The sequence below is a fragment of the Aquabacterium sp. G14 genome (assembly GCF_037482285.1).
Lineage (GTDB): Bacteria > Pseudomonadota > Gammaproteobacteria > Burkholderiales > Burkholderiaceae_C > Aquabacterium.
Map to the genome: position 1 here is coordinate 1 of NZ_JBBEYB010000001.1, position 12,554 is coordinate 12,554.

14 protein-coding genes are annotated in these 12,554 nt (G+C 63.4%); 8 read left to right on the top strand and 6 right to left on the bottom strand.

Annotation, left to right across the window (positions count from 1 at the left end):
• Positions 1–921: IS1595 family transposase (locus WIT60_RS00005; RefSeq protein ID WP_339581920.1), on the bottom strand; the 921-nt coding region annotated here is incomplete at its 3' end.
• A gap of 99 nt (positions 922–1,020) precedes the next feature.
• On the opposite strand from WIT60_RS00005, the gene brnQ reads away from it, so the two are divergent.
• Positions 1,021–2,331, top strand: coding sequence for a branched-chain amino acid transport system II carrier protein (brnQ, locus tag WIT60_RS00010; RefSeq protein ID WP_339581921.1), 1,311 nt, complete (start codon positions 1,021–1,023; stop codon positions 2,329–2,331).
• 35 nt (positions 2,332–2,366) lie between these two features.
• Here the strand turns inward: brnQ and WIT60_RS00015 are convergent, their stop codons facing one another.
• The 3 genes from WIT60_RS00015 to WIT60_RS00025 all read right to left on the bottom strand — a co-directional run bounded on the left by WIT60_RS00015 (position 2,367) and on the right by WIT60_RS00025 (position 4,319).
• On the bottom strand, positions 2,367–2,684 hold the full coding sequence (locus WIT60_RS00015) for a hypothetical protein (RefSeq protein ID WP_339581922.1): 318 nt from the start codon (positions 2,682–2,684) through the stop codon (positions 2,367–2,369).
• 20 nt (positions 2,685–2,704) lie between these two features.
• On the bottom strand, positions 2,705–3,592 hold the full coding sequence (locus WIT60_RS00020; RefSeq protein WP_339581923.1) for a hypothetical protein: 888 nt from the start codon (positions 3,590–3,592) through the stop codon (positions 2,705–2,707).
• A gap of 94 nt (positions 3,593–3,686) precedes the next feature.
• Positions 3,687–4,319, bottom strand: coding sequence for a hypothetical protein (locus WIT60_RS00025; RefSeq protein ID WP_339581924.1), 633 nt, complete (start codon positions 4,317–4,319; stop codon positions 3,687–3,689).
• Positions 4,320–4,640: 321 nt separating this feature from the next.
• On the opposite strand from WIT60_RS00025, the gene WIT60_RS00030 reads away from it, so the two are divergent.
• The 3 genes from WIT60_RS00030 (at position 4,641) to WIT60_RS00040 (ending at position 6,877) form a co-directional block, all read left to right on the top strand.
• Positions 4,641–5,156 (top strand): hypothetical protein, encoded by a 516-nt coding sequence (locus WIT60_RS00030; RefSeq protein WP_339581925.1) that lies wholly within the window; start codon positions 4,641–4,643, stop codon positions 5,154–5,156.
• Between the two features lie 15 nt (positions 5,157–5,171).
• A complete protein-coding gene (locus tag WIT60_RS00035) occupies positions 5,172–6,017 on the top strand; it encodes a DUF6531 domain-containing protein (RefSeq protein WP_339581926.1) in 846 nt (281 codons plus the stop codon).
• A 230-nt stretch (positions 6,018–6,247) separates the two neighbouring features.
• Positions 6,248–6,877 carry a hypothetical protein gene (locus WIT60_RS00040; protein WP_339581927.1) on the top strand — a complete coding sequence of 210 codons (630 nt, stop codon included), beginning with the start codon at positions 6,248–6,250 and terminating at the stop codon, positions 6,875–6,877.
• A gap of 174 nt (positions 6,878–7,051) precedes the next feature.
• On the opposite strand, the gene WIT60_RS00045 is transcribed toward WIT60_RS00040, so the two are convergent.
• Complete coding sequence (locus tag WIT60_RS00045; RefSeq protein ID WP_066708478.1) at positions 7,052–8,041, bottom strand: IS5 family transposase; 990 nt, start codon at positions 8,039–8,041, stop codon at positions 7,052–7,054.
• 456 nt (positions 8,042–8,497) lie between these two features.
• Positions 8,498–9,412 (bottom strand): LysR substrate-binding domain-containing protein, encoded by a 915-nt coding sequence (locus WIT60_RS00050; RefSeq protein WP_200899120.1) that lies wholly within the window; start codon positions 9,410–9,412, stop codon positions 8,498–8,500.
• Between the two features lie 131 nt (positions 9,413–9,543).
• On the opposite strand from WIT60_RS00050, the gene WIT60_RS00055 reads away from it, so the two are divergent.
• From WIT60_RS00055 to WIT60_RS00070, 4 genes are all read left to right on the top strand, one after another.
• Positions 9,544–10,590 (top strand): YeiH family protein, encoded by a 1,047-nt coding sequence (locus WIT60_RS00055; protein ID WP_066708475.1) that lies wholly within the window; start codon positions 9,544–9,546, stop codon positions 10,588–10,590.
• Between the two features lie 117 nt (positions 10,591–10,707).
• Positions 10,708–11,148, top strand: coding sequence for a nuclear transport factor 2 family protein (locus tag WIT60_RS00060; RefSeq protein WP_066708472.1), 441 nt, complete (start codon positions 10,708–10,710; stop codon positions 11,146–11,148).
• A gap of 39 nt (positions 11,149–11,187) precedes the next feature.
• On the top strand, positions 11,188–11,715 hold the full coding sequence (locus tag WIT60_RS00065) for an RNA polymerase sigma factor (RefSeq protein WP_174525469.1): 528 nt from the start codon (positions 11,188–11,190) through the stop codon (positions 11,713–11,715).
• Positions 11,712–12,554 carry an anti-sigma factor family protein gene (locus WIT60_RS00070; RefSeq protein WP_066708469.1) on the top strand — a complete coding sequence of 281 codons (843 nt, stop codon included), beginning with the start codon at positions 11,712–11,714 and terminating at the stop codon, positions 12,552–12,554. Before WIT60_RS00065 ends, WIT60_RS00070 begins: the two co-directional genes overlap by 4 nt.

Here is a 12,554-nt window from a genome sequence, read left to right on the forward strand (position 1 = left end):
TTCCTTGATGGGCTTTGCTCTCACGACGTCGACGATGAGACTTGCGACCAGACCACGCAGATCGAAGCGGCGGTTGAACCTGTAGGCGAAGCCAGCAAGGTAGTGCTCGGCGTACTTGCGGTAGTTCAGGGCATGGAAGGCTCCGGCCAACGTGGTCTTGAGATTGCCCAGCACGGTGTTGACCCACTTGAAGCTGGGCAGGTCGCGCGGCTTGAGGGAGCCGACCACCATCGGGAGGTGAAGGCAACCGGCATCGGCCACCGCACTGAAGCAGGCCAAACCATCGCTGTGCACGCTGGTGCCCGGTGCCAGATTGGACTTGGCCCACTTGCTGATCGCTTCAGAGGTGAACCCTCTGACCACATTGAGCTTGATGAACATCGGATGCCCGTGATCATTGACCGAGACAGCCGCGACAAAGGGGACCTTGTTCTCGGAGCCCCGACCGACTTTGCCGCCTGTGCGCTCGCCTCCGAGGTAAGCGTCATCGAGTTGCACCGTGCCGCTGAGTTGGTGGGTGGCGTCTTGCGAGGCCATGGCCCGGTTGATCTTCTGATGCAACAGCCAGGCAGTGGGATAGCTCACGCCAAGCTGACGCTTGAGCGCCAGGGCAGACAGGCCGGTTTTGGCCTGACTGATGAGGTAGATGGCCAAGAACCAGGTCGTCAGGGGCAGTTTGGTGTGTGCCATGAGACTGCCTGCGGTCAGGGAGGTCTGATGCCGACAGCCATTGCACTGGAAGAGCTTACGGACACCGTGGCCGACCACATAGTGATCACTGCTGGAGCAGCGCGGACAGCGAAATCCCTCAGGCCAGCGCGCGGCCTTGATCGCTTCGGCGCACTGTGCCTCGGTGCCAAAGCTACGAAGGAATTCCGGAATCGACATGCCGTGCTGGAACTGAATCTGGTTGAAGGCCATGGTGCTCACCCCACTGTAAGAAGACCACAGATTAGTGAGTCACAAGCTCATGGGGTGAGCCTCGCTGAGGCAGGTTTCTAATCAGGTCTGAAGTTGAACATGGCGCGTCTGAATCATTCTGATCTGTTGGCTCTGGGGTTCATGACCTTCGCGCTGTTTCTGGGCGCGGGCAACATCATCTTTCCGCCCCTGGCAGGGTTGCAGGCCGGCGCGCATCTGCTGCCCGCCGCCATTGGCTTTCTGATCACGGCCGTGGGCCTGCCCTTGCTGACCGTGGTGGCACTGGCCCGGGTGGGCGGCGGCATGCCCGCCCTGACCGCACCGCTGGGCCAGCGCGCTGGCACCGCGCTGGCGGTGGCCGTCTACCTGGTGATCGGCCCGCTCTTTGCCACCCCGCGTGCGGCGGTGGCCTCGTTCGAAATCGGCATCAGCCCCTTCAGTGGCGAGGGCACCCTGGCCCTGTCGGTCTACAGCGGCGTGTTTTTCCTGGTGGTGTGGGCGCTGGTGCTGTTTCCAGGCCGCCTCATCGACATGGTGGGCAAGCTCATCACCCCGGTGCTGATCGTGGCCCTGATCCTGCTCGGCGCCGCCGGCCTGCACCTGCCCGCCGGCCCGGTGGCTCTGCCCCAGGGCGACTACGTGGCCCAGCCCCTGCTCAAGGGCTTTCTGGAAGGCTATCTGACCATGGACGCGCTGGGCGCGCTGGTTTTTGGCATCGTCATTGCCACGGCGGTGCGCGACCGCGGCGTGTTCGAGCGCCGCCTCGTCACCCGCTACTCGGTGATCGCCGTGCTGATTGCCGCCACAGCGCTGGCGCTGGTCTACCTCTCGCTGTTCTACCTGGGCGCTGGCAGCGCCGTTCTGGCACAAGGTGCCAGCAATGGCGGCGAGTTGCTGACGCGCTATGTGCAGCATACCTTCGGCACCTCCGGCCTGCTGCTGCTGGCCGTGGTCATCGTGCTGGCCTGCCTCACCACCGCCGTGGGCCTGATGACGGCGTGTGGCGAGTACTTCGGTGAGCTGCTGGGCCAGCCTTACCGGCGGGTCGCCACGCTCTTCGTGCTGATGAGCCTGCTGATCTCCAACGTCGGGCTCACCCAACTGATCCAGTTTTCCATCCCGGTGCTGATGGGCCTGTATCCGCTGGCCATCATGCTGGTGGTGCTCAGCCTGGCAGATGGCCTGTGGCGCGTGCCCGAGCGGGTATTCCGCCCCGTCATGACCGTGACCTGCGTGTTTGGCGCAGCCGATGGCCTCAATGCGGCCGGCATCGGGTTAGGGGTGACCACCCGCTTATTCCAGAGCCTGCCCCTGGCCGACGTGACCATGGGCTGGGTGCTGCCTGCGGCGTTCACGCTGGTGGTGGCTGCGGTACTGGACCGCTGGCGTGATGGACCAGACGTCGGCTGAGGTGTCGTCCGGCTGAGACGCAAGGCATGGACACGTCAGATCAGCCACCCCACCGCCATGGAAGCCATGTTCGCCAAGCAGGCACATGCCACAGCGACGGTCCATGGAGCCGGGAGCATGAATCGGAGCAAGAGACTCTCCGTGGCCCACACCACGAGCTCAATGATCAGAATGCCCTGTAGGTACTCGGCAGGCGCCAGCAATCCCGATGCCCACCATGCCACCGGGTGAGTCAAGGATGTGGCCACCATTCCAGCCAACACCACACGCCTCACATCGTACGGGTACAGCATCACCACGAGGAGTGGCAACTCCACCACCAACGACAGGAACCATGCCTCATGTTGATGCATTCAACCGTCCGATGTCTGCATCACGTCTGTGGTGGGCCAGATGGCTGGCCTATCAGCACCATCCACAGAATCGGCCACTCAAGCCAGGCGTGAAATCCTGCGGCAATGCCGTACAGCTGACGCGCCCGACCATAGTCGATCCAGAAGTACACCATCAAGACACTGGCAGCGATCACGGTCAACCACACCAGCTTTGTTCCCATCACGGCGACCGAAGCGGTGCGTGCTGTCGCGGGTAGCCAGCGCATGACCGCCAGGTAATGAAGGCACTGTGCCATCGCCAAAGCGCTCATCAGGGCCCCCTGCTGTCCTTCACCCCAGGCTAACCAAGAATGGGGAATCTGTTGTGCCAGCAACTTCGCTTCGTTTTCAGATGTGCGCAGGAAGACCTCATGCCCCGAGTACCCTGCCATGGCCACCACCACAGGCAGGCTGAAGTAAATGGCAAACGCGCGAAGCATGGGACGATGCTGCCGATTTTCTCGCGCCAGATCCCAAGCCAAACCCAGAGGGGTGAAGTTGTGGACCATCGACAAGATCAGCAAAGCGATCAGCCACTGACCTTGTTCCAATAGCCAGAAAAGCCCAATCGCCATGGCAAGGGCGCAGAGCCGAGCCGGCCAGGCAAGGCGCATGGGAGCCACCGCCATGACGATCGCCAACACCAGCAAGGTCGCCAAGTCTGCAATTTGCCCTACATCCTGAGGGTACGCCCCCAGCCACACGCCAGTGCGCACGACCGCCTGACAAGCCAGCGTCAAACCAATGGGTATCCACCAGCGCCATGGCCATCTGCCCCGGTATCGATGCGAGATGTATGCCAACTCTGCGATCACGTGAGGCAAGCCAAACAACGCGAGTGAGACCAGATACAGCGGAACTGGCATCAACAGGGCCAGCGCCAGCAACAACACAACCTCCCCATGTCGACGCTCAAGGGGAAGGCATGACGGCAAATGCGAGGCACGACGCATGCATGTGCTCCAAAAGATCAGGCACACCTCACTGGAACAGCTTTTTGAACCAGCCGACGGTTTCAAACTCCGGAGGGGGCAAAGCAGGTGCTTCGCATTGGATGACGTCACGCGTCATCTCGCGGTGTCCCTGGTAATAGAAACCCCGGCGTTCCGTCACACGCGCACAGACGCCAGGGAAGCGATGCACGCCGCCTTTGCCGGTGATGCGCATCTCGGCCACGCAGGCAGCCCCCACCGTCTTGTCTTGGCAAAACACATCGACCGGAGGCGCCGCCAGCGGCTTGCAGTTCAGAAATCCAGGGGCCATGTTCTCAGGCTGGCGACACAACGAAGCGTCATGTACCCAGCCCACATCGTCACCAGGCAGTTGGCGATCGATGATGACTCTTGATTCGACATCACACACCAGATCGATGGTGAGCGCCTGTGTGTTCAAGGTGCGTTTGCAGGAGCCCGCGCCCCCTCCAGAAAATGGCGTCCCAGGCAGCACGCAGGCATCGCCTGACTTTCTACCCGAACAATGTCGCTCAATGCGGTCCACCAGATTGGGGTGCTTTTGCATGCGCAAGCCCACGTCAACCACCTGCGGGGGCAGCACATCGGCACGGCTCATGCAGTGGATGGCAAGAAGGGCCAAAGCGGGTAAAAGCTTGTGCATGAGAGCGCTCCGATGTGAGGTTAACGCGGTGGAAGTATCAACGATCCGTCCAAGATGTTGGCAAAGAACCCCCCCACAGATCGTTGAAGCACCATTACCATCGTCCGTGAACGCCATTGACCAGATGACAAGGAGTGAGTTGTGACCGTCACGCGTCGCTGGGCAAGCCCCCTGGCTGGATTGGGAATGGTCTGGATCGGCCTGATGGGGCATGCCAACGTCTCACATGCACATCCACCAGATTTGGTACTTCAGTTGGACATGACGGCGTGCCAACCTCGGTGCATGCCGCGTGCGGTGGTCCGAAGCCCTGTCGCGCCGATGCGCGATCGAACCGTCTGGGTCGATGACTCACAGCCTGCGGACGCCCGCATTGTGCTCAAACCACAGTCGATTGAATGGTGGGTGGGCACGGAGGTGCGCCCCAGGTTCACACTGACATCCGATCCCCGCTGGCACGCGGCCGATGGTGGCTTGCGAGAGCAGTGGGAAACTGCGCTCACGCGGGTGTTTCTGGCACGTTCACTGCTCTATGCGGCCTTTGCCAACCCGCAATCGACGGTGAAGGTCTCTGTGCATCGGCGCGGCCCCACTGAGATCGGGCTGAGCCTGCACAACACTGGCAAGCGGACACAAGGCATGGAGGTATTTTTTGTCGATCGCACGTACGGCCTGCAGCGTCGATCCTTGTCCCCCATGGCAGAAGGTGAAGCCCGTGAGCTGGCGTGGTCCGTGGGTGACACCGCCGATCCCGCTCAAGTCGTGCTGCAGGTTCGGCGCGATGGTGAATCGCAATTCTCGGCCACACGCCTGCAGGCCAATGCAGACGCGCCATGAGGTAAGGAAGTGGTCATGACCTGTCAACCCGTGAAAAGCTCGGTCACCGCTTGCTTGGTCCTGCAGTTGTCATTGACCCCAAGTTGGGCAGAGCTAACCCGGCAAGGTGATCACGTCCATTTGTCCCACCGCGATGTGGCCATGACTGTCCATCAGCACACATTGGCCTTTGAGCGTACCTACAACGCCCAGTCTACTCATTCGGGCTGGGTGGGCACCGGCTGGGGCTCTGTATATGAGACCTACGTGGCGGCGGGTACAAATGGCGCCTTCGTGATTCACGAGAACGGCAATGGCCCGCAACATGTCTATCGCCGCCCCCGACCGGATGAGGCGCCGAGCGGCTGGATTCTGGCCCTGCCGACCCGAACGCTGTTGCAAGATTCCCGTTGCGCTTCAGGCTACTTGCAAGTGACCGCCCAGGGCTACCGTCGCGGATCATGTAGCGGGCATGAAGACTTTTTCGATCAACAGGGGCGATTGTTGAGCCGCGAAGCCTGGGACGGGTACAAGTTTGAGGTGATCTACGAAGCTGGCCGAGCGACGCACATTCAGGACAGCCTTGGCCAGACGTTGACGCTGCACTGGAGTGAGGCAGGCAAGCTGACCCAGGTACGCGATCCAGCGGGTATCAGTGTCAGTTATGAGCATGACGGTGCCGGCAATTTGCTGAAGTCCACCGACACCACAGGGCGACTGATTCAATATGCCTATGGTGATCAGCGCAAGCTGACGCAGCGCTCCCACCCCGACGATCGTCACCAGCAAGTCGCCATCTCGCCAGCTCACCATGGGTGGAGCCCCCTTTCATGTCTTTGGCGAGATCCCTCAGAATCTCTTCGGGTGGACGACACTCGCTGAGACAGTCGCCCTCTTGGATTCACACATTCGGAGCATGGATGAGCACAGAGCCTGCCTTGTGGCGCCCCCTTATCGGCCACGCCCACTACGTTGCCTTGGGGCTCCTGTTGTGTGGACAAGGTACCGTGACCGCTTGCGTTGAAACACAGGTGCCAGATCGTGTGATCCACCTGCGTCATTGGTCACCGGATGGCACCTCAGGCAAACCACGCGCGCCAGAGCCTCACAACATGCCCATTGGATGGGTGTATGCCTATGCCGTGCCGACAGATGCGACCGTCATCGTCAAGCCGCTGCAACAAGGCGCAATGGCACCGCTTGAGGTTCTTGGAGACGATGCCGTCGAGCGTCTTCGCCCCATGTTCAAAAGGTCACCTTCGGATGCACCGGTCGAGCGTTTGTCGGCGGCACGAAAGTGGGTGTACGTTCATGCAGCCAGTTTCGGCAAGGCAGAGATGCAACTGAGCAGTCCATCGGGATGGAACTACTCTGTTGTGCTCGGTATGGTGTATCCACAACCAACGCCGAGTGGCGAGCCCATTCCCCTCATGACCAGCCAGAACGAGCCAGAACCACAGTTTGTGCTGGATGCGAATCGCAATACATTGTGGATCAGCGTCACGGGGCACCTGAATGATGGGTGGAGGATGACAAACGGTCAGGCAACCACCCTGCAATTGGTGCGACTGGAGCAACTCGCGGTGCCCGAAGGCGATGAGCCGCGGGTCGGTGTCTTTCTGGTCGGCAGTCGGTCAATGCGTCCCGGCACGATTGACATTCAACGCGGAAGTGGCACCTCTGATTCATCCCAGACCTTCCGCTTCCACATTCAGGTCAGGCCCGTTGCAACTTGTGGGTAACCTAAGGAACCTCTGCACTACCCCGCCCACTCGTTCGTGGCGACGAGTTCAGGGTCAATATCGTTTCGTAGGATGGGATCGAAACAGATGCTGAACGGTTCTTGGGCTCCAGCAAGCCCCTTCGTGGGCCCTCTGCAGCCTCATCCGGCCCCAGTGAGCCCACTGCGGGCGCACTTATCCCGTCGCAGCCAGCAAGGCTTTGCGCGCCAGCCACAGATTGACCAGCGCAAACAGGACGTTGAGCTGCGCGCCGTTCTTGGCCAAGCCTCGATAGGGCGTCTTGCGGTAGCCAAACTGGCATTTGAGTACCCGAAACGGATGCTCACCCTTGGCACGAATGCGCGCCTTGGTGCGTTCCAAGGCATCCATCACCTGGCCAAGAAAAGTGCGCTTGTCCAATGCCCGGCGCTTGCCCGGCCGCATGGCCACGTGCCAAGCGACTTGCTTGCCCTGGTTTTCCGCTCGCTTGTCCACTCCCTGATAGCCCGCATCGGCAAAGACGTCGGTCTCTTGCCCGTGCAAGAGCCGATGCGCCTGCGTCACATCCGAGACGTTGGCAGCGGTGGCCACCACCGTGTGTACCAGCCCTGTCTCGGCGTCGACCCCAACGTGCGCTTTCATGCCGAAGTACCACTGGTTGCCCTTCTTCGTCTGGTGCATCTCAGGGTCGCGCTCACGGCGGGCGTTCTTGGTCGAGCTGGGAGCAGCAATGAGCGTGGCATCCACGATGGTGCCGCTCTTGAGCATGAGGCCACGCTCGGTCAGGATGCGATTGACCGTCTCGAGGATACGCTGGCTCAGGCCGTGTTGCTCCAGCAGGTGGCGAAAGCGCAGGATGGTGCTCTCATCCGGCACGACATCCACCCCCAGGTCCAGACCAACAAAGCTCGCCAGCAGCGGCGTGTCGTACAAGGCTTCCTCCACCGCCGGGTCCGACAGACCAAACCACTGCTGCAAAAAATGAATCCTCAGCAGCTTCTCTACCGCAAAGGGTGGCCGCCCACCCTTGGGACCCGCCTTCGGCGCATACGGCTCGATGAGTGCGACCAACTCTGCCCACGGCACCACACGGTCCATCTGCTCCAAAAACGCACGCTTGCGGGTGCGCTTGGCGCGCAGCTCAAAGCCCGTATACATCGGCGCCTCCAGACTCATCTGCTTCATGTCGCTATTGTCCCATCCCGGCAGTCTGGCAGGAAGGTTTTGCAGACCTTCCTTAGCAATGTCCCTCAGCCCACCTGATCATCTGCAACGGGCAAGCGCACGTACGCGCCGCTGCGATGATCAGGCGCGGGAGGGTGGTTTTAAGATCGAATCGGCGATTGAAGCAATAAGCCACTTCGGCAGTCGTCGCTGCGGATCGCGTTCCGCGAATCGCTGCCGTCAGAGCCACTCGCCGAACTTTTCCACCTTGTCGTCGCCGGCCTGCGGTCGGTCAGGCAAGACCAAGTGCTCGTATCCCTGCCTGACGGCCTGGTCTCGGATCGCGTGCACCCGGGAAACGGCATCTACGAACTCCTGCTCGGTCAGCTTGTGAATGCGATCTGGTGCCAGTAACTCGCGCAGCTCAGACGACTACTCCTGAAGGCAACGACAGCAGAGCGGCCCGCTCGCGCCCGGTCAGTGCGCGAGCGGGCGCGCCAGCGCCTCACGCCAGGCCAGCACCAGCGGCGACGGCGGACGGCCCTTCAGTTCCACGCGCCACAGGAGCCGGACCAGCTTGGGTGCGCCTGATAGCTTGAGGGCAGCCACTTCACGCAGCGCCAGCAGCTCGCGCACCACGCGCATCGGCAGCAGTGCCACCCCCAGGCCGGCCGCGACGGCGCGGGCGATGCCTTCGTTGCTGCCGATCTCTATGCATCGCTGTGGCCGGATCGCGAGTTCGTGCAGCAGCCGGTCGGCCACGTCGCGGGTGCCGGAGCCCGGCTCGCGCAGCAGCCAGATCTCGCTGCTCAGTGTGGCGGCGGTGAGGCGTCGGCTGCGCGCCAGCGGCGAGTGCACGCCAGCGACGACGCACAGCGGCTCCTCGCGCCACGTGTGCGCTGCAAGACGCGGGTCGTGCACATCGCCCTCGACCAGACCGATGTCGATGCGGCAGTCGAGCAGGGCCTCGCAGACCATCTGCGTGTTGCCCTGAACCACTTGCACATCGACGGCTGGATGGCGATGCACAAAGTCCGCCAGCAGTTGGGGCAGCCAGTAGGCACCCACGGTGGTGCTGGCCCCCACCCGCAGGCGACCGCGCTGCAGCCCCACGCGCGCCTGCACGTCTTCGATCGCGGCCCGCTCCAGCGCAAAGATGCCCCGTGCATGCTCGAACACCGCCGCACCGTCCGGCGTCAGTTGCACGCCCCGGGCGCTCTTGGGGCCGCCCGCGCCACGTTCGAGCAAGGGTAGGCCGATCTGGCATTCCAGCTCGCGCACGGCTTTGGAGACAGCGGGCTGGCTGATGAACAGGGCCTCGGCCGCGCGCGAGAAGCTTCGCAGCTCAGCCACAGTGAAGAACACGCGCAGCAGGTGAAGATTCAGTCGCATAACTTAAAGTTACGTTTTCTTGAAAAGAATGTATTGGACTCATGGTACCAGATGCAGGAAGCTGACGTGCATCGCGGCGCTCATAGCGGTCTCTAAGCGCCAGCCAACGTTTTCCGTGAAGGAGTCCGACCATGTCCACCTCGTTGTCCGCCACGACCTCTGCGCCTCCGACCTGGAGGACGCGTGCCTGGTGGCAAGGCCTGGCGCTGGCGGGGCTACTTGCCGCCGCCGCCATGGTGGCGGCGCAGACGCCTTGGGCGGGGCGCTGGGGCCTGTCGGCGCTGACGCTGGCCATCGTGCTGGGCATCGTGGCCGGCAACACGTTCTTTCCGGCCATCGCCGCGCACACGGCTGCCGGGGTCGATTTCTCCAAGAACCGGCTGCTGCGCGCGGGCATCGTGCTGTACGGTTTTCGCATCACCTTCCAGCAGATCGGCGCCATCGGCTGGGCCGGCGTGGTGATCGATGCGCTGATGGTGGCGCTGACCTTTGTTCTCGCGCTGCAGCTGGGCACGCGCGTGTTCAAGCTGGACCGGCAGACCTCGATGCTGATCGGCGCGGGCAGCGCGATCTGCGGCGCCGCCGCCGTGATGGCCGCCGAGCCGGTGGTGCGCGCGCAGGCGCACAAGGTGTCGGTGGCCGTGGCCACGGTGGTCGTGTTCGGCACGCTGGCGATGTTCGCCTACCCGCTGCTGTACCCGTACCTGCACCTGTCCGAGCAGGCCTATGGCGTGTACGCGGGCTCGACGATCCACGAGGTGGCGCAGGTGGTGGCCGCCGGGCGCAGCGTCAGCGAGCCGGCCGCCGCCACGGCCGTCATCGTCAAGATGCTGCGCGTGATGATGCTTGCGCCGTTCCTGCTGGCGCTGTCAAGGGCCGACCGGGCCGACGGACAGGGTGGCGCGGCCCGCATCACCATTCCCTGGTTCGCGCTGGTGTTCATCGCCGCCGCCGGCGTGAATTCGCTGGGGTGGCTGCCGCCGCAATGGGTCGCGGCCCTGGTGCAGCTCGACACCGTGCTGCTGGCCATGGCGATGGCCGCGCTCGGGCTGCGTACCCACGTGGGAGCCATCCGCCAAGCGGGCCTTAAGCCCTTGCTGCTGGCGGCCACGCTGTTCGGTTTTCTGATGGTCGGCGGCTATGGTGTGAACCGGGCCGTCAGCCACTGGCTGGGGTGAAGCATGCCGCGATGAGGCGATGAGTTTTGCGCCCAGGCGGGAATAAACCGGCCGACGCTCCCGTATACCTCAATGTCAACCTCATTTCTTCCACCCACGTACTAAGGACTACCGATCATGAAACGACTCACCGCCACCGCCACCGCCACCGCTTTCGCTCTCGCGACCCTGTTCAGCGGCACGGCGTTCGCCGGACCCGCCGACGACGCCCGCACGCACTTCCAGGCCATCGGCTCGGGCGATCTGGCCGTGCTGATGCGGGGCTACGCCGACAACGCCCAACTCACCTGGGTTGGGGGGCCGCTGGATGGCAGCTACGCGGGCGCTGACGCGATCCGCGGGGTCTGGGAGAAGTTCACCAAGTCGCAAGGGACTCTGAAGGTGTCGATCGACAAGGTGGAGGAATCGGCCAACCCCAAGGGCGCCACCGTGACGGCCAACGTGCAGTTCGAGGGCAAGCAGCCGATCAAGGTGCGCTACGTTCTGACCTATCGCGACGCCAAGATCGTCAACGAAACCTGGCAGATCGATCCGAAACTGTCAGTGGCCAGTTACTGAGCAGCCACGGGCGACGGCAGCGAACGGCGTCGGTGCGCGATGAAGGCCCAGGACGTGGCGTTGACCGAGGCGGGCGCGCTGATGGTGGCGGCCCTGCCGCGCCTGCGGCGCTACGCTCGCGCGCTGGTCGGCGACCACGCCGCTGCCGACGATCTGGTGCAGGACGCTCTGGAGCGGGCCTGGGCCCGCATCGACAACTGGCGGCCGGACGGCGACATGCGCGCTTGGCTGTTCAGCATTCTGCACAACCTGCATGTGGACCAGCGCCGCCGGCCCGCCGTGGTAGCCGTGCCGCTGGACGAAGAAGCGCTGGCGTCGCCGGTCAGGGCTTCACAGACCGACGGCCTCGAAATGAGAGATCTCGAAATTGCACTGCGGCAGCTCCCGCCCGAGCAGCGCGAGGTGCTGCTGCTGGTGGCGCTGGAGGACATGAGCTACGACGAGATCGCGCGCACGCTCGGTGTGCCGCTGGGCACCGTGATGTCGCGGCTGTCGCGTGGCCGCGCGCGCCTGCGCGGCGTGATGGAGGGACGCATCCAACCCACGGCATTGAAGGTGGTGAAATGAACCCGTTGCCCATCACTGAAGCGGATCTGCATGCCTTTGTCGACGGCCTGTTGCCCGAATCCCGGCGCGCCGAGATCGAAACCTACCTGGCCGAGCGCCCGCAGGAGGCGCAGCGCTTGCAGGCCTACCGGCAAGACAAACAGGCGATCAAGGCGCTGTACGGCGCGGTGCTGGACGAAGCCGTCCCCGACACCTTGCTGCACGCGGCCCGGGCGCCGCGTACGCGCGCCGCTGCACGCCACGCGGGTGCACGCCTGCCGCGCTGGTCGCTCGAACGCGTGGCGGCAGGCTTTGCGTTGGTGTTCTTCGGCGCAGGCGCCGGCTGGGTGGGGCGCGGCGCATGGCAAACCGCGGAGATGCTCGCGCAGTCGTCCCGTGGGCCGGCGGTCATCGTCAACGCGGCGGCCGGCAGCCTGCCGCGGCAAGCGGCCATCGCGCACGTGGTCTACAGCCCCGACGTGCGGCGACCGGTGGAGATCGGCGCCGACCAGGAAGACCAGTTGGTCGCCTGGCTGTCCAAGCGCTTGGGCGCGAAGATCCGCCCCCCGAAGCTGGGTGCACTGGGCTACGAACTGATCGGCGGGCGCCTGTTGCCCGGATCGAGCGGCCCGGTGGCGCAGTTCATGTACCACGACACCACGGGGCAGCGCCTGACGCTGTACGTCACGAACGAGCAAGCATCCAATCAGGATACCGGCTTCCGCTTCGCGCAGGAGGGGCCGGTCAATGTGTTCTATTGGATCGACGGCAAGTTCGGTTACGCCTTATCGGCCGGCATCGACAAAGGCGAGCTGGCGCGCATCGCCACGGCCGTCTACGCCCAACTTCAACCGAGCTGA